Annotated in this window: 16 protein-coding genes; 8 read left to right on the top strand and 8 right to left on the bottom strand. The window is 44.3% G+C overall.

Annotated features, from left to right (window positions below):
* Position 1: 1 nt before the first annotated feature.
* From ALW18_15400 to ALW18_15380, 5 genes are all read right to left on the bottom strand, one after another.
* A complete protein-coding gene (locus ALW18_15400; protein ID AOE53779.1) occupies positions 2-316 on the bottom strand; it encodes a hypothetical protein in 315 nt (104 codons plus the stop codon).
* 139 nt (positions 317-455) lie between these two features.
* Positions 456-782 carry a carbamoyl phosphate synthetase gene (locus tag ALW18_15395; protein AOE53778.1) on the bottom strand — a complete coding sequence of 109 codons (327 nt, stop codon included), beginning with the start codon at positions 780-782 and terminating at the stop codon, positions 456-458.
* Between the two features lie 131 nt (positions 783-913).
* A complete protein-coding gene (locus ALW18_15390) occupies positions 914-1,378 on the bottom strand; it encodes a hypothetical protein (GenBank protein ID AOE53777.1) in 465 nt (154 codons plus the stop codon).
* A 151-nt stretch (positions 1,379-1,529) separates the two neighbouring features.
* On the bottom strand, positions 1,530-2,708 hold the full coding sequence (locus ALW18_15385) for a hypothetical protein (protein ID AOE53776.1): 1,179 nt from the start codon (positions 2,706-2,708) through the stop codon (positions 1,530-1,532).
* Positions 2,709-2,786: 78 nt separating this feature from the next.
* Entirely contained in the window at positions 2,787-3,482 is a 696-nt protein-coding gene (locus tag ALW18_15380) for a hypothetical protein (protein AOE53775.1), read from the bottom strand.
* Between the two features lie 288 nt (positions 3,483-3,770).
* Between ALW18_15380 and ALW18_15375 the strand changes: the two genes are divergently transcribed.
* Positions 3,771-5,453: a hypothetical protein gene (locus tag ALW18_15375; protein ID AOE53774.1), complete on the top strand. Its 1,683-nt coding sequence runs from the start codon at positions 3,771-3,773 to the stop codon at positions 5,451-5,453.
* A gap of 195 nt (positions 5,454-5,648) precedes the next feature.
* Here ALW18_15375 and ALW18_15370 read toward each other — a convergent pair whose 3' ends face one another.
* Positions 5,649-6,410 carry an XRE family transcriptional regulator gene (locus tag ALW18_15370; GenBank protein ID AOE53773.1) on the bottom strand — a complete coding sequence of 254 codons (762 nt, stop codon included), beginning with the start codon at positions 6,408-6,410 and terminating at the stop codon, positions 5,649-5,651.
* 87 nt (positions 6,411-6,497) lie between these two features.
* Here ALW18_15370 and ALW18_15365 point away from each other — a divergent pair, with 87 nt between their 5' ends.
* The 5 genes from ALW18_15365 to ALW18_15345 all read left to right on the top strand — a co-directional run bounded on the left by ALW18_15365 (position 6,498) and on the right by ALW18_15345 (position 13,257).
* Positions 6,498-7,652 carry a DNA polymerase IV gene (locus ALW18_15365; GenBank protein AOE54441.1) on the top strand — a complete coding sequence of 385 codons (1,155 nt, stop codon included), beginning with the start codon at positions 6,498-6,500 and terminating at the stop codon, positions 7,650-7,652.
* Positions 7,653-10,730 (top strand): DNA polymerase III subunit alpha, encoded by a 3,078-nt coding sequence (locus ALW18_15360; GenBank protein AOE53772.1) that lies wholly within the window; start codon positions 7,653-7,655, stop codon positions 10,728-10,730.
* The gene (locus ALW18_15355; protein AOE53771.1) at positions 10,727-12,133 is read left to right on the top strand and encodes a DNA polymerase III subunit epsilon; all 1,407 of its coding nucleotides are present in this window, start codon (positions 10,727-10,729) and stop codon (positions 12,131-12,133) included. Before ALW18_15360 ends, ALW18_15355 begins: the two co-directional genes overlap by 4 nt.
* Complete coding sequence (locus tag ALW18_15350) at positions 12,120-12,737, top strand: 2OG-Fe(II) oxygenase (GenBank protein AOE53770.1); 618 nt, start codon at positions 12,120-12,122, stop codon at positions 12,735-12,737. Before ALW18_15355 ends, ALW18_15350 begins: the two co-directional genes overlap by 14 nt.
* 100 nt (positions 12,738-12,837) lie before the next feature.
* A complete protein-coding gene (locus ALW18_15345) occupies positions 12,838-13,257 on the top strand; it encodes a hypothetical protein (GenBank protein ID AOE53769.1) in 420 nt (139 codons plus the stop codon).
* Positions 13,258-13,286: 29 nt separating this feature from the next.
* Here the strand turns inward: ALW18_15345 and ALW18_15340 are convergent, their stop codons facing one another.
* Positions 13,287-13,766, bottom strand: coding sequence for a cytoplasmic protein (locus ALW18_15340; GenBank protein AOE53768.1), 480 nt, complete (start codon positions 13,764-13,766; stop codon positions 13,287-13,289).
* 90 nt (positions 13,767-13,856) lie between these two features.
* Here ALW18_15340 and ALW18_15335 point away from each other — a divergent pair, with 90 nt between their 5' ends.
* Both ALW18_15335 and ALW18_15330 read left to right on the top strand, forming a co-directional pair.
* The gene (locus ALW18_15335) at positions 13,857-16,532 is read left to right on the top strand and encodes a DNA ligase (protein ID AOE53767.1); all 2,676 of its coding nucleotides are present in this window, start codon (positions 13,857-13,859) and stop codon (positions 16,530-16,532) included.
* A 3-nt stretch (positions 16,533-16,535) separates the two neighbouring features.
* Positions 16,536-16,964, top strand: coding sequence for a calpastatin (locus ALW18_15330; GenBank protein AOE53766.1), 429 nt, complete (start codon positions 16,536-16,538; stop codon positions 16,962-16,964).
* 2 nt (positions 16,965-16,966) lie between these two features.
* Here the strand turns inward: ALW18_15330 and ALW18_15325 are convergent, their stop codons facing one another.
* A complete protein-coding gene (locus tag ALW18_15325; protein ID AOE53765.1) occupies positions 16,967-17,320 on the bottom strand; it encodes a hypothetical protein in 354 nt (117 codons plus the stop codon).
* Positions 17,321-17,387 lie beyond the last annotated feature (67 nt).

The following is a 17,387-nucleotide window of genomic DNA, read 5'->3' as shown; positions in this document are numbered from 1 at the left end:
TTCACAATTTATGCTCCGCATAGAGATAGCCATACAAATGGCCTATTACTGCATTCCGTATATCCGGATTCCCTTCGTTCTGGACTGAAAAACCCATCTCATCCATCAGCTCCCTACAGTACTCCAGCATCCCTATTATCTCACATACCAGTATACCCGAATCGCTATACAGCGCAGCCTCATCGGCAAATTCTTCTTCAAAGATGCTTTTCAGGTACAGATAGCGTGATGGCCTGAGCTCCCCGGTAAGGACCTCAAGGCAACGCGCCTCAATAAGATATTTTGGGAAGTCATCTTGTAACATCTGGATGGCCATCGGCTGGATACTGCGCACCTTTTTATCAAGATAGTCACTCACAGCATAGGCCTCCTGCAGGTCTTACATCAGTTCCGGGTTGTGGGTTACAATGTAGTCCCACAACGCCTCTTTGAGCAGCGATTCCATAAGGCATAGCTTATACGCCGAAGAACGACTGGATTACTGTTGCCACCACCACAAGAAATATACAGCTGCCAAACCACGCCGCTGCTACCTTGCTTGTATCCTGGTCACCGGCATTCCATTTCTGGTACACCTTTACAGCCCCTATAAGCCCAAGCACTGCCCCAATCGCGTACATCAGGTTGCACCCCGCATCGAAATAACTGCGCACCTGGTCATTGGCCTCATTAATACCGGCAAGGCCATCCTGTGCATTTACTTGTTGTGCCGTCAGCAAGATTGCTACCGTAAAGGCACAAATGATGCGGCCGCTGGTCAAAAGTTTCCTGTTCTTTTTCATACTACATTCCTTTTAGATTATACAATAAGAAAGCGGAGGGATTACGATTGCCTCGTTCCCAATAATTTGTCACGTATCTGCCTATCGCACAGGGATGGGCAGGCGAAACACCTCCGCCTGTTTTTTAGCTATTACCAAAGTTGCTGTAACTGCTGATGTGTAAATTGAAAAGACAAATTGCCCCGAGCCATTTCAGAGAGGATAAATTCGTTGACCTGGCTTTTGAATACCGACTGTGCCAGTAAGGGATATTCAGCCAGTAAAAGCCCAAGATAATTTGTGAATTCTTCCTTTGCCGTTGTACTCTGTACTTCTGAAAATAACTTTTTGAGACGACCTATAAGGTGATCAACCTCTTGAAAAGTATCGTCTTCAAGTTCATTTATGGCTATTGGGGGAGTTGTTGGCTGATCGATAAAGATATTCTCCTGCGCAGTCCCCTCGGGAGACTTATTGCCATAGCCTGTTTTATTTTTGCTATGAAAAAATGCGAGAAGTTCATTTTTATAATACCTCAAGCCAACATAAATGTACCATGCTCCAGATAAGAGGGCAACTGCGATGAGGTAATTGCCCCAGGAAATAGTTGTAAACATACCTTTTCATTTTTTCGTTCAACATCACGTTTGTAATATAGTAAGGTGATGTCCCTTATGTCGGGTAACATTTACAGGACAAAGTAACGAATGAAATAAAAGCGTATCAAGTACAAATTAGGGTACAACCTTAAAGTTGTACCCCAATTATTTACAAATCCTTAATTTTTTTTATCAGCTGCTGCAACAGATCTATCGTACTTTCCCTGTCTTTTTCATCAAAGAGATAGGACTTGCTACGAATAGAATCGGGTGATAAATCCCCTGTATGTAAAGTAGAAAGATGCGGAACTACAGCTTTAAAGACTGCCGAAAGAGACGGTGCCTTTATCAGTTGTGCCTGGTCGGCCACCCGAAGCAGGATAGCTAATTGAGTAGCTGAGAAGGTACAAATGATTTTCGGCATAACTTTAAGCGGGGGCGGTGGTGCCAGCCCCTTATAGGCTTTTCCATAGGGTACCGCCGTACTGAGTTTTCCCTGTGAAAGAAGTGAAAGCTGGCTTTCAAACCATCCGCTAATCAAACCTTTTATATTGTCTTTTCCGAGATGTAATGCGATGTAGGTATTGCAATACAAGTGCTTGAATTTCTTATATCGCTTCTTAAGGAAAGCAGCCTGTTCCTCCGAAGTTCGCAGTGTACCAGTGATGCCGGTAAGTTCGCGTGTATAATATTCAAGGTATCCCAGGCTATTATAATTCATGTATATAAGTAATTCATGCAACGCCTTTGGCATTTGTCCCATCTTTACCGACTGTGATAAACCTTCCATTTCCGTGATAAGTTCTTTACGATAAAGGAGTGTACGCAAAGGCAAATGACGGTGCCGTTTCGCATGGATAAACCGCATAATATTTTCACTTACAAATTCAAATAGCCCTTCCGCGCCAGCCTCCCTGTAGCTGCTTTCCATTTCCTTAAGCCTGGACTTCCATTCCTTTTGAGAAAGTGAAACATAGTGGCTGGGAAGTTCAGATTCCGGGTTGAGGTAAGCAGAGAAGCGTTTTTCTATAAACAGCAGCATATCGTTAAGTATCTGATGAATCCTTAACATGATCACCGGTTGGGATAACTCTTCCTGTCGTTCAAGAAATTCATCAATGAGTAACACCGTTGCCCGATGGTATTTTTCGATAAGAAGGCATACCTGCTTTTCTTTCCTAAGCCTGAAGACTGCATTTGACAAACTCACTTTAAAGGTATCCGACTCCTGCTGTATCTGGCCAATTATATTTTCGAAATTCGATACTGCACTGCTAATGGCAATATCATTTGAGCCAAGCCTTGCTACAAGGCGCTCAATATCATAGAGTAAGTAGCCCTGTGCCATATTACCTACATTTATTTATATGCAGACCAAATGAGCCAGCCTGCTTTTGTGGCAGGCTGGCTCATTTTGGCATAGATCTTACAAGTGTGTGGCTGCTTCAAAACTCACGGAATACAGAATCGAAGAGGCAATATCATAACCAGCCCCCTGCGTCTCAGCCAATATTCCGGTTATCAGCAAATCCCAATCTTTGTCTTTGGGCTTTTTACGGTAGTAGGCACTATAGCGCTGAAGGGAAGTCAAAGTCAAAATGAATTGCTTTTCGCTGTTGGAAAATGCTGAAGAACCGACAACGTGGTTTTCAAAATTCACAATGTAATTATAAACAGCTTCAAAATCAGTATCATCTGAATCCAGTAATCCTTCAAGGAAAGACTTCACCTGAACTTTATTTTCTATTGAGAGTGGTAAGCCTATGACAACAGCATCTAGCGTCGGGGTGCTTTGCAATAGTTCATCGAGCTCCGCTGTAGTCATGGTATGAAAGTCAGCGGTCTTAAAGGCAGCAAACCCATTATAGCCTTTTGCAACATCGTTGACCGTTTTAAGAAGCTCCTCATGTGAGATACCTTTGGATACGCTGTTCATTACGCCATCCAGTATTGTGTTACGCAACGCACCCACCTCATCATAAGGATTATCAGGGTTGGCTGCATCAGATATGGATCCGGATTTTGCTTTATAAGTAGTTAATGGTCCTGAGTCTGTGGTTGTATCCGGGGCACACGATATAAGCAATAGCAACGCTATTGCAACTAATGGATTTTTTTTCATTGTTAGTAACTTTTGGATTAAAGTATCTGATGCTCCCGGGTGGCGACAGATGGTTGGACTGTTCGAATTCAGGGCAAAACAACTCGAAGCGCAAGAGCTATGCAAGCCTATTATTGCCAAATTCCAGAATATATGAGTGTTAAATTCCGGAATTTAATAGTGAAATCTGAGCCTTTTACGTATCATTATGCGAAATGTAGAAACAACACTTTTAATTTGCACGCCCCTGATTATAAGCCGTAAATGATATACATGCGATGAAAAATACTACTTATGTTACGAGTTATAATGCCTTTGTATTGCTTTTTATTTCCGCTTTTTGTTTTTAGCCAGTCCGAAAACCATAGCGCAAAAGATACATTAACCCATTTATCATTCGATTATTTACAAGAAAAGCTTGATGATGCGGGAATTGAAACTACTGCCTTTGCCTACAATAATGCCATAATTCAAAAAGCAAAAAAACTCAACAATGCTAAGTACCTTGCGCAAGGATATAAAAATAAACTGCACTTGGAGAAAGCTTATCCTGTACGATTACAATATGCTGACAGTATAGTACAGGCTACTAGCACCCTCGGTAAAAAAGACCTTGCTTCAGCTTTGCTAACCAAGGGTGCAGTATATTATAGCGCTCGGAAGCATGTTCCTGCTTTGGACTGCTATCTGCAGGCAGAAAACCTGCTTTCAAATGAGATTGACGACCCTCTTTATTTAAAAACCATATATTGCATTGCCCAGGTAAAGTATTATTTGGGTTATTACAGTCAGGCAGTAAGCTTACTTAAACCTCAACTTGTAAAATTTAAAAAAAATGTACCACGGGGTTACCTCAATACGCTACACCTTTTAGGCCTGTGTTACAATCGCCTTGGGGAATATGAGAGATGTACCACCATAAACCGGCAGGGAATTGCTGAGGCTGCCAAACAGGAAGAGTCAGAAATGCTGCCCTATTTTTTGCACAGTGAAGGGGTAAACCTTTATTTTAAAAAAAACTATGTCACTGCAATCAAGCACCTCCAAAGCACCTTTAGTTTTCTAGAGTCAATGAACGACCAGTACAATATAGCTGTAGCCCACTACTATATTGGCAGGATAAGGATGGTTATGGGCCAAGAAGATGAAGCATTGGAATCTTATCAGGAAGTAGCAAAGATTTTTGATCATACACACTATCTGCGACCGGATCTTTTACCAGCTTTTCACCAGCTCATTGCCGACAGCAAAAAGAGGGGAAACCTCAAAGAGCAGCTACGGTATACAAATACACTACTTTATGCAGACAGCACTTTGCACGCCGACTACAAATATCTGTCTGGCAGGCTTTCAAATGAATTCGATTCGAAGGAGCTCCGAAGGGAAAAGGCGAGGCTTGAGAAAGCCTTAGCCGATAGTGGAAATAGCAAAACATTCTGGATCTTACCCCTTGCATTTACCCTTGGAATTGGCTTTTATATGGGATGGCTGATATTTAAGCGAAGAAAAACAAAATCGAAGGATGAGGAACAGAGACCCGAAATGATTAAAAACACACCACCCTCCATAAAAGAAGAAGTTGTTGTAATATTATTGGAACGCCTTACCAAATTTGAATCCGAAAAAAAATATCTGGGAAAAGATATGAACCTTGCGCGTATGGCAAAGCTACTGGACACCAACACCAAATATGTATCAATATTGATCCATGAATACCGTGGCAAGAAAACACCAGATTACCTTAACGACCTCAAAATTGACCATTTGGTGCATGTGCTTGCAACAGATAAAAAAGCACGTAATTATACCCACAAAGCACTGGCCGGCGATATCGGCTACAGCACTACTATCAGTCTGCATAAAGCTTTTTTTAACCGAATGGGGGTTTCCTTTACGGAATATATGGACGCCTTACATCAGGAAGATCCTATTATCGGTTATCAGCAAATACACACCAATTCCAGCAACGCTCATCCAGGTACTGCCTCATGAAGGCTATAACAATGGCTGCCTGGTCCTTTGATACATCAAAATAATGAGTATGCAAATCGGGATGCTTATCAGCGAAGTGAATGATATCAGTATACCCTTTTTGTATTAGAATCCCCCTAAACCGTAAAAGCTCCTGTTGCTGCTGAGGCTGTAATTCCCTTTTTGTGTCAAATACAATGCGTTCAGACATAAAATCTACTTGTAATGGAGTTTTTTTACATCACTACGAATCTCAAGGAGCAAATCTCGAATACCTTCAGATGAAATATCCTCAGGCCTGAAAGCCTTTGTGTCCATGCTTAAAACAAACTCCCAAATTTCAAGGATATCAACCAGATAAACCTTGTAGGGCGCGTAAAAAGAATTGTCTGAATTTAATATCAGGCTGTCCTCCAATACGGCGGCAACTCTCTTATATACTATCCCCTCATTTTTAGTTAGAAAAATATAAGTATTTCCCGTCTTGATGCTTTTGCGGTCCTCCAAATATTTTCCCACAATCAGGGAACTATCCCGATAAGGCGGCATGGAATCACCGTCAATAGCAATAGCCCTGAACGTGCCTTCTCCCAAAAAAGGTAGTGACATATGTTGCAGGCCTTCTATAAATTCCGGATCACCATACCCTGCCAGGTACCCTGCCTTGGCTTTGTGGGGGACAATTTCGATAATGCTCCTGCCTTCATAATCTACAGTTATGGGGAGCACAATACGGTTATCATCCAGTTTTATTAGCCCTTCCATGTCAACCTTTCGGATGTCTACCGTCAAAAGCAGGTCGATGCTCACATGATAGTACCTGGAAATTTTTATTAAAATTTCATGGGGCGGCTGTGACTTTCCCTGTTCATATTTTGAAAGGCTGTCACGGCTTATAGCGAGTTTCTCAGCGATGATTTCCTGGGAAACATCTTTTTTTAACCTTAGATGTCTGATGTTGTCGGAAAATAAAGACATATGTGTTTTGGGATTATTTATCCCGACAAATATAAATAATTTTGGGAATATCTGTCCTAATTTTGCCTTGTACAAATAAGAATGATTATGGAGCGCTCAATTGTGCATATGGATTTGGATACTTTTTTTGTGTCGTGTGTGAGGCTGCAAAACAGCGCATTAGAGGGTGTTCCGTTAATTGTAGGAGGGGGCGACCGGGGCGTTGTTGCATCCTGTTCCTATGAAGCCCGTAAGTTTGGGGTCCATGCTGCTATGCCCATTAAAATGGCACTCAGGCTGTGTCCCGATGCGCGTATTGTAAAGGGCGATATGGAATTATTTTCCCGTTATTCCAATACCGTGTCACAGATAATCGAAGAGCGTGCACCTGTTATGGAAAAGGCTTCCATCGATGAATTTTATCTGGATATAACCGGAATGGATAAGTTCCATGGTTCCTATAAATGGACGAATGAACTTTCTTCTCTGGTAACACATGAGACAGGACTGCCGATCAGTTTTGCCTTATCAGTGAATAAGACCGTCTCCAAAATCGCTACCGGTGAGGGAAAGCCCAAGGGAAACCTGGAAATCCCCCAACCGATGGTACAGCAGTTCCTCAACCCGCTATCCATCCGCAAAATTCCAATGGTAGGGGATGCTACTTTTAAGCTGCTATCACGGATTGCAATCCGCAACATTCAGACACTGGCCGAGATGCCGGTAAATGTCCTGCAGGAAATGATCGGCAAGAACGGCATTGAATTGTGGAAAAAAGCTAACGGTATTGATAACAACCCGGTGGAGCCTTACCGCGAACGCAAGTCCCTATCTACAGAAGACACTTTCCATCAGGACACTACAGATTTGGTTTTTCTGCGTTCTGTGCTTTGCACGATGGTTGAAAAATTAGCCTATCAGTTACGGACTGAGGGATGGCTTACCTCCAATGTGACGGTAAAGATCCGGTATTCCAATTTTGATACTGAAACACGGCAGGTGACCTTATCCTACACTGCTTCTGACCATACCCTTACCAAAGCAGTATTGGAAGCCTTTGACAAGCTCTACCAGCGCCGGATGAGCCTAAGGCTTGTAGGGGTGCGCTTCAGTAAGCTGGTGCGGGGTTCCTACCAGATCAATCTCTTCGAGGACACCCAGGAGATGATGTCGCTGTACCAGACGATGGACAAAATTAAGAATCGTTTCGGCTCCAATGCCGTAATGCGCGGTAGTGGTCTCTACCAATCTAAAGTATTGTAAATGTATTTGAATTGCCATTCTTTCCACAGCCTGCGCTACGGTACAATACCGGTTAGCGAATTGGTAGCCCAAGGCAAAAGTCTTGGCGCTGCTACTATGGCATTGACGGACATCAATACCATTACAGGTATCTATGAATTTTATAAAACATGTAATGAGGCTGGGATTAAGCCGCTGGTAGGGATGGAATTCCGGGAGAACAACAGGCTTTTATATATTACCCTTGCAAAAAACCGTTCAGGGATTGGAGAGATCAACCGCCATCGCACCAAACACAATCTTGAAGGCTTGCCTGTACCTGAACAGGCACCTGATTTTAAAGGGGTTTTTGTAATATATCCTGTTCAGAATGTACCTGACATTTTAAGGGACTTTGAATACATAGGTATCAGGCCTGAAAACCTCTCATTGCTGATCCGGCCTGAATGGAGAAACAGGCTTGATAAGATGGTGGTGCTGCAGCCCGTCACCTTTCGCAACAAAATAGAACATAATCTGCATCGTATACTCCGCGCCATCGATTTAAATACCCTGGGAAGCAAGTTGACTCACGAGGATTACTGCTGCCCTAACGAGATGATGGATGCCCCTGAGGAGATCATGGTGCGCTATAGCCAATATCCACAGATTATCGAGAATACCTTTAAGCTTATCAACAAGTGCCATTTTGAATACGAGTTTGGTTTGCCCCGCAACAAAAAGAACTACACCGCTAACCGTGAAATGGATTTAGAATTACTCACCAGTCTGGCACAACAGGGGCTGCTGCGCAGGTATGGAAAAGATAATAATGCTGCGAAGGAAAGAGTAGAAAAAGAATTGGCAGTCATCCATCAGTTGGAGTTCAGCGGGTACTTCCTGATTACGTGGGATATTATACGCTACAGCAATTCGATGGGTTTTCTCCATATCGGTCGTGGCAGCGGGGCTAACAGTATCATTGCGTATTGTTTAGGGATCACAGATATCTGCCCTTTGGAATTGGACCTGTATTTCGAACGCTTCCTGAACCTGAACCGAAAGAGTCCGCCGGATTTTGATATTGACTGGTCGTGGAAAGAGCGCGATGTGATACTGGACTATATCTTTCGTAGGTATGGTGCGGACCACGTGGCATTCTGCGGCACCAATGTCGAATTCAAGTACAAATCCATATTCCGTGAGGTCGGCAAAGTCTTTGGCCTCCCCAAAGAAGAGCTGGATGCCTTATCCGGTACCGCTATGGACCAGCATGATAAAAATGAAGTAGTCAAGCTGGTACACCGCTACGGGATGATGATGGAAAAATACCCAAACCAACGCTCCATGCACTCCTGTGGGATCCTGATTTCAGAAGACCCTATCACTGATTTTACCGCGCTGGAAATGCCTCCAAAAGGATTTCCAATAGTGCAGTTCGATATGCATGTAGCCGAAGAAATTGGTTTTGATAAATTTGACATACTTTCCCAAAGGGGTATCGGGCACATCGATGACACGGTAAAGCTTATCAAAAGGAACCAGGGGATTACTGTGGATATTAGGGATACGTCCATTTCCAAAGATGAAGCAGCCTGCAATGAATACCTTGGCAAAGGAAAAACCATTGGCTGCTTTTACATTGAAAGCCCCGCCATGAGGGGATTGCTCCGCCGCCTGAAGTGCAACAACTATAAGGTACTGGTGGCTGCTTCGTCAATTATACGTCCTGGTGTAGCCCAAAGCGGCATGATGAAGGAATATATATTCCGTCACAATTATCCCAATAAGTTCGAGTATTTCCATCCTGTATTTGAGGAGCAATTAGGCGAGACCTATGGTATAATGGTCTATCAGGAGGACGTGATTAAGATTGCACTGCATTACGGCGGGGTTGCCCCCGAGGATGGTGACATACTGCGCCGTGCGATGAGCGGCAAAGGCCGCTCACTCGCTGCATTACAAAAAGTAAAGGATAACTTCTTTGCTTCCTGTGCCACCAAGGGGCATCCGGAGCAGTTAAGTACTGAAATTTACAGGCAGATAGAATCCTTCGCAGGATATTCCTTCTGTAAGGCACACTCGGCATCGTATGCCGTGGAAAGTTACCAGAGCCTGTACCTGAAGGTGCATTATCCTATTGAATTCATGGTGGCAGTAATCAACAACCAGGGCGGCTTTTACCGAACTGAAGTATATGTACACGAGGCCCGGATGTCGGGCGCTGCCATCCATAATCCATGCGTCAACAAAAGCGAGGTGGAAACCACACTTTATGGTAAAGATATTTATTTGGGGTATATGCATTTGCAGGGACTGCAGGGTGAAATTGCACAGTCAATCGTATCAGAGCGCCTGGCTAATGGAGCTTATAGTTCGCTGGAGGATTTTATCAATCGCGTGCCTATAGGCATTGAAGGGCTCCAGCTTTTGATTTACATTGGGGCATTCCGCTCAACGGGTAAAAATAAGAACGAACTGCTGGTGACAGCAAGACGCATCATGATGAACTTTAAGCCGGAACATCGCCAGCCGCAGTTGCTCCCCGAACCGGTCCGGGAATACAAATTACCAGAGCTAAAGCGTTCACCTTTTGAGGACGCTTTCGATGAGATCGAGCTACTGGGCTTTCCGGTTTCCGTAACACCCTTCAATCTTTTGAAGACCAGCTACCGGGGGGATGTAATGGCATGCGATTTGGTACATCACCACAAGAAACAGGTGAAAATGCTGGCCTATCTGGTTTCCCGCAAGCATGTCCCTACAAAAATGGGAGCCATGTATTTTGGTACCTGGATCGATGCCAACGGGGATTTTTTTGATACGGCGCATTTCACAGGGAGCCTTAAGGAATATCCTTTTAAAGGGGGCGGCTGCTACCTGCTACTGGGTACTGTTGAAGTGGATTACCATTTTCCGACTATTACCATATCCAAAATGGAAAAGATGCCGTTCATTGCTGACCCGCGTTATAGGGAAAGCGATGCTGAAAGCATGCGTACCCAGGAAAAGCTGCGTGAGGATGTGTCCATGACCCAACGCGCTCCATACCCTCAGGAACAGGAAATCAACCTGCCCAGACACAAAATGAATACGCCACAGCAAAAGAACGTAGTATGACAAACACAGAATATGCAATAGTAGATATTGAAACCACAGGTGGTAATGCCAGTGGCAGCCGCATCACCGAAATCGCTGTCATTATCCATGATGGTACCGATATTATTGACCGTTTCGAAACACTGGTCAACCCGCAAAAAGAAATACCGCTCCCCATTTTTGCACTTACCGGCATTAATAATGAAATGGTAGCACATGCTCCTATATTTGACGATGTGGCTGAGAAAGTTTTGGAGATGCTGGAAGGACGGATCTTTGTAGCGCACAATGTCAACTTCGACCACTCGTTTGTCCGTCATGAGTTAAGCAGGGCCGGGCTGAAATGGACCGCTAAAAACAAGCTGTGTACCGTACGTGCTGCCCGTAAGATAAAGCCCGGACTTCCGTCTTACAGCTTGGGCAATTTATGCCGTTCCTTGGACATACCTCTTCTTCGTGCCCACCGCGCAGGAGGCGATGCTGACGCAACGGCCATCTTGCTTTCCATGCTTTTGCAATGGGACAGTGAATCGGTTATTGATAAGATGGTTAAAAAGAACGCACAGGATCAGCGGCTACCACCCAACCTGCCGCCCGAAGATTTTGAAGCGTTACCTGAAAAACCCGGCGTGTATTATTTCTATACCAGGGAAAAGAAGGTGGTGTATGTTGGCAAGGCAAAGAATTTAAAAAAACGCGTGGCCCAGCATTTCAGCGGCCACAAAATTACACCACAACGCCAAAACTTTCTGCGGGACATATACAGCATCTCCTTTGAGGTATGTGCTTCGGAATTCATGGCGTTGCTGCTCGAATGCTGCGAGATTAAAAAGCTATGGCCCATTCATAACAGGGCGCTAAAAAAGTTTGACCCAAAGTTTGGACTGTACGAATATGAAGCGCGCAACGGATACAAATACCTCGCTGTAGGTAAACTCGCAAAGCAGCAATCCTACATCGAAATGTTCCATTCACTGCACGATGGGGTCAACCTGATTTTAAAGCTTGCAGCGCAATTTACTATAGATAGCAGGTTCTTATATTATGGCGGGTCGACAGAAGAAGGTTTGACAATCCGCGACCTCACGTCATTACCCGATAAGGGGCATCACAACGATTGTGTAAATAAAGCACTTGATTTTCTGGAAGGCTCCCGTCCGACTTATGCCATAGTGGATAAAGGCCGATGCCGCGATGAGCTTAGCTGCATATGGATAGAGAAAGGGCATTTTTATGGTATGGGGTATTTATCTGCCGATATTGGCATTACAGAAGTTTCAGCCATCAGGGACTATGTGACCCCCTACGCCAGCAATGGCTATATCATGCAACTGATTAATACCTATGCAGCGAAGCATCCCGGAAAAGTTTTTAAGCCGCAATCAAGTTTAACATTGACACCTGCAAATTATGACACTTTTTAATGATACCGACCTTTTTGTGGTTGGCTCAAGCCCAAAGAAATATTTTGACCTACCGGATATGGAACTGATGCAATATGATGGCTTCATCCCTAAAGAGGAGGCAGATTGTTATTATGTAACCTTGCTGCGTGATACTCCCTGGCGTCAATACCAAATGCCTATGTACGATAAGATGGTAACAGCACCACGCATGATTGCATGGTACGGGGAGCAGGAAGAGTCCGGTGAGGCAACACAATCCTGGACACCAGAACTTTTAGAGCTTCGTCAAAAAGTGGAACAGGAAACCGGGCTAAGGTTCAATGCAGTGCTGCTGAACCTATACCGTGACGGGAATGACAGTGTGGCCTGGCATTCTGATAAGGAGCATAAAATTGGGCGAAACCCTAATATAGCCTCAGTAACGTTTGGGCAGACCCGTCCTTTCCGCTTCCGGCACAAGACCAATAAAGAGGTTGCTCAGGTGGAAATACCCTTGCACCACGGCACACTACTTTTGATATCGGGAACTACCAATACCTATTGGGAACACCACATTCCTAAATCAGCAAAGCCACTGCTTCCAAGGATTAACCTCACTTTCAGGCAAATAAAAAAAACATAAAACTACCAATAGGGTTAATCACCCAACAACAAATTATTGTTAAATCCCGCTGAATCATCACAAACCGGGAACTTTACCGTATCTTTAATGAAAATTTCTTATGATAAAAAAGGGTGACATATTAATTATTGAAGATGACGCAGATGACAGGGATTATCTCGAAGAGGTATTTGCTGAATTAGGCGTGCCCAATAATAGGAAGTATGCTGCCAATGCTCACGATGCCCTGGATTACATCAGGGAGCATAATAATAAACCATTTATTGTGATATCCGATATTAATATGCCTATGATGAATGGCCTGGAACTGCGGAAAATCATATTGGAAAATAGTGAACTGACCAAAAAATGCTCACCTTATATTTTTTTATCCACCTCGGCTGACGAAACTGTAGTCGATAAAGCCTATGAGCTCGCTGCACAAGGTTATTTTCAAAAGCCTTCGCAATATAATGACCTGAAAAAAACAGTCCAGCAAATATTAGATTATTGGAATAACAGCCTGACACCTGCCGTGTAGGAAAGAAATTGAAGATACGGTTTTCTGCGCTATCCATATTTTTCTTTCCATTTTTTCTTAAGGTCCGTATATTGTGTGTTTGCTTCCGCCCCCTTCCAGCTTTTATAGAATACGGCTGCAGCTTCCGCTTTTTCAGGTGTTCCGGTACCTTTCTCAATCTGCTGGTAATTTTTTTCTTTATCGTATTTTCTGCCGCCTTTATAGTTAGCATAACGCCGGGCACGGGTGAAACCCATCTGAAGGTATTTCCGCGCCATATCAGCTCCGACAAAATCACCATCCGCAAGATAGTTAAGGAACTGTGCGGTAATCTTCTCACTGCTCTCACATGCAACATCAGCATTTTTAAACCTCCAGTGCTGCCCAATCTCACTCTTATAAGGCTCGCAAATCAACACGCCCTGCTCTCCCTTACCAACCCTATACAGCTCTGGATGCTTACGGTAATCAATATCCGCTTTCCACGGATAGTCTTCTATGTTGAAATTTAAATAGCTTGGCTTCTCCATAATGCTCACTTGCTAAGCTAAAGTTATGATAAAGCAGATTTGCAATTGCTTTTATTAAGCTAACTTTAAGTAAGTTAAAGTGTTTTTATTATGGCTTTAGAAAAATACAGACAAAAGCGTGACGCCTCTAAGACCCCAGAGCCTTTCGGCGGGAAAAGCAACGATGATAAATTGCGCTTCGTAATTCAGAAACATGCGGCATCCCACCTGCATTACGATTTTCGCCTTGAAATGGAAGGCGTACTCAAAAGCTGGGCGGTACCCAAGGGTCCATCGGCGGACCCTGAAGTAAAACGCCTTGCCATGATGGTAGAGGACCATCCCTACGATTACCGCAATTTCGAAGGTATCATTCCTCAGGGAGAATATGGCGGGGGCACTGTCATAGTCTGGGACGAAGGTTTTTATGAGCCGTTTGAATCTCAGGCCACGACGAAAAAGGATCAGGATAAGGAACTGCGCGCCGGGCTGCACAGCGGCAAGATCAAGTTTGTATTAAAAGGTAAAAAACTTAAAGGCGCATTCGCCTTGATTAAAGCCCATGGGCGGGGCGAGAACGGCTGGCTGCTGATGAAGCTGGAGGACAAATATGCCACTGCCACTGACGTAACAAAAAAAGATAAGTCCGTGGTATCGGGAAAGACGCTCGAACAGGTTGCCAAAACCAGCACGAACATTTACGGAAAGAAACCTGCCGAATCAGAGCAGGAAACATTGGAAAAGAAAGTTGAAACTACTAAAGAAAAGCCAAAGGCATTACAGGCCGATGCATTGTTGAAAAAAGGGAAAAGAAGCAAACTGCTTACCGAGGTAAAGCCCATGCTGGCCACGCTGGTGAGCGAGCCTTTTGATACCCCAGGGTGGATCTATGAGGTAAAATGGGACGGCTACCGCGCCCTGGCCTACATCAACAAAGGCAAGTCAGACCTTTTATCCCGAAACCTCAAATCGTTTACCGAGAAATACTACCCCATCGCAGCAGTCATGGATTCCTGGAGCATCAATGCGGTATTGGATGGGGAAATACTGGTAATCGGCAAGGACGGTAAAGCCAACTTCAGTGCCCTGCAGAATTGGCGCAGCGAAGCCGATGGCGACCTGGTGTACTATGCCTTTGACCTTTTATGGTATGAAGGGAAAGACATTACCGGGCTGCCGCTATCAGAACGCCAAGCGATACTGAAAGAAATATTGCCCACAAATGACGACCATGTGCGCCTGAGCCAGGTATTTGACACCAACGGGATTGACTTTTTTGAAGCAGCACAGAAAATGGGGCTTGAAGGGATCATGGCAAAAAAAGCAGACAGTATCTATGCCATCGACGCCCGTTCCAAAGACTGGCTAAAAATTAAAGTCAACCAACGCCAGGAAGTGGTCATTGGCGGCTTTACCCGAAACGAAGGCACGGCCAAGCAGTTTAGTTCGCTTTTACTTGGCGTATATGAAAAGGGTAAATTTGAGTATGTCGGTAAAGTCGGCACCGGTTTCAGCGACAAGAAACAGAAAGAAATGATGGCGCTTTTCAAGCCGCTTATTACTGATAAAATCCCTTTTGACACCAAACCGGATGTCAACAAGCCTTCAAGATTCAGACCGAACCCGCCCAAGGCCACCGCTACATGGCTAAAACCTGAACTGGTGTGCGAGGTAAGCTTTATCGAGGTGACCGGCGATGGGGTCTTCCGACACCCTTCGTTTGAAGGGATGCGCACGGATAAAAAAGCTAAGGATGTTGTACGGGAGAGGGCTGCCGAAACCAAAACCGTTACATCCCCTGCCAAACAGGATAAGCTTGTCTCAGCCCCAAAGCGAGGGGCGGTAAAAACGCTGCTCAACCCAAAAGAAGAATCCCAGGTTAAAAAGGTCAATGGGCATAACCTGAAATTTACCAACCTAAGCAAAGTGTACTGGCCCGAAGAAGGGTATACCAAGCGCGATATGTTCAACTACTATTACCAGGTTGCTGACTATATCCTTCCGCATCTCAAAGATCGGCCCCTGTCGCTAAACCGTTTCCCGAGTGGTATTCATGGAAAGAGCTTTTACCAGAAGGATGTAAAGGGCAAGGCACCCGAATGGGCAACCACATATCCCTATACCACCAGCGATGGGGAGGATAAGGAATTTTTAGTCGGTGATGATGAGGCCACATTACTCTGGATGGCATCTCTTGGTTGCATTGAGATGAATCCGTGGTTTAGCCGCATACAACACCCGGATAATCCCGATTATTGCGTGATTGATCTTGACCCGGCCGAAAAAACAACTTTTGAGCAGGTCATACAGGCAGCCCGAGAGGTAAAAAAAGTGCTGGATGCTATTGATGTGGTAAGCTATGTAAAAACCTCAGGATCAACCGGCATCCATATTTATATACCATTGGGGGGTAAATATAGTTACGACCAGTCACAGATGTTTGCCAGGCTCCTGGTATCAATAGTGCACGAGCGGCTTCCGGAATTTACCTCACTGGAGCGGAAAATAAAAGACCGCGCCGGAAAAATGTACCTGGACTTTCTGCAAAACCGTCCCGGCGCAACGATTGCCTGTGCCTATTCGCTGCGCCCCAAGCCGGGTGCAACAGTCTCTATGCCCCTGCACTGGGATGAGGTAAAAAAGGGGTTAAAGATGAAAGACTTTACCATTAAAAATGCACTCGGGAGAGTTAAAAGTGAAGGGGATCTGTTTAAGGGAACGCTTGAGGGTGGAATTGATATGGAAAAAGCATTACTAAATGCGCAGAATGTACTCTATAAAAAGTAAATCATGGATTTGGATAGGTTCGTATTGGCACAGCAGGAAATATATCCCCATGCGCTAAAGGAAATTCAGCAAGGCAGCAAACATACCCATTGGATGTGGTTCATATTCCCCCAACTCAAAGGATTGGGGAGCAGCAGTATGGCCGAACATTACGGTATTAAAGATAAGCAAGAGGCTATCGCCTATTTAAAAGATCCATTGCTTGGGCAAAGACTGATACAAATTGCCAATGCTTTATTAGAAGTAAAGGGCAAATCCGCAACACAGATTTTTGGTTCTCCTGATGACCTGAAACTCATGTCTTCCATGACCCTTTTCGCTGCCCTTACAAACACAGACCCGGTTTTCGAAAAAGTCCTTGCTAAGTACTTTGGCGGTGTACCCGATAAGAAAACGCTACGTATCCTTGAAAATTCAAATCGAAATTTATAGCGTTAGCTCTTGAAATGGCCGGCGTCGCCAGCCAAAAGCAAAACCTGCAATGCATGGACTGAGATGCCCTGTAAAAAACGCGTCTCTTCAATTTCTTCAAAATTATCATTGACCAGAGTGCCCATCCTGTGTTCCCCGCCGTTTTCAATAATGTACACCAGCTGTTCGGGTAGTTCCTTCGCTTCATCTAATAGGGGATCGGTCGTTACCCGAATTAAAAAGGTGAATTCACGGTATTCATCCATATCAAGGTTAGCGATCTCTAAATCTTCGGGGATAGAGCGTACCGAAAGCTTTACGCGAATTTCTTCAGCACCAACTTTGTCGGTGTATTCCACTGTTTTAAGGATTGCCATGGTTGCACAATTAAAGGTTATAGTGTGCTAAGATACAAAAAATCGATCTGATGAATATTTACAAAAA

The sequence above is a fragment of the Flavobacterium psychrophilum genome (assembly GCA_001708385.1).
In the GTDB taxonomy this organism is placed as follows: domain Bacteria; phylum Bacteroidota; class Bacteroidia; order Flavobacteriales; family Flavobacteriaceae; genus Flavobacterium; species Flavobacterium psychrophilum_A.
The sequence above is the reverse complement of the archived record's forward strand: the minus strand, read 5'-3'. Positions and strand labels throughout refer to the sequence as shown.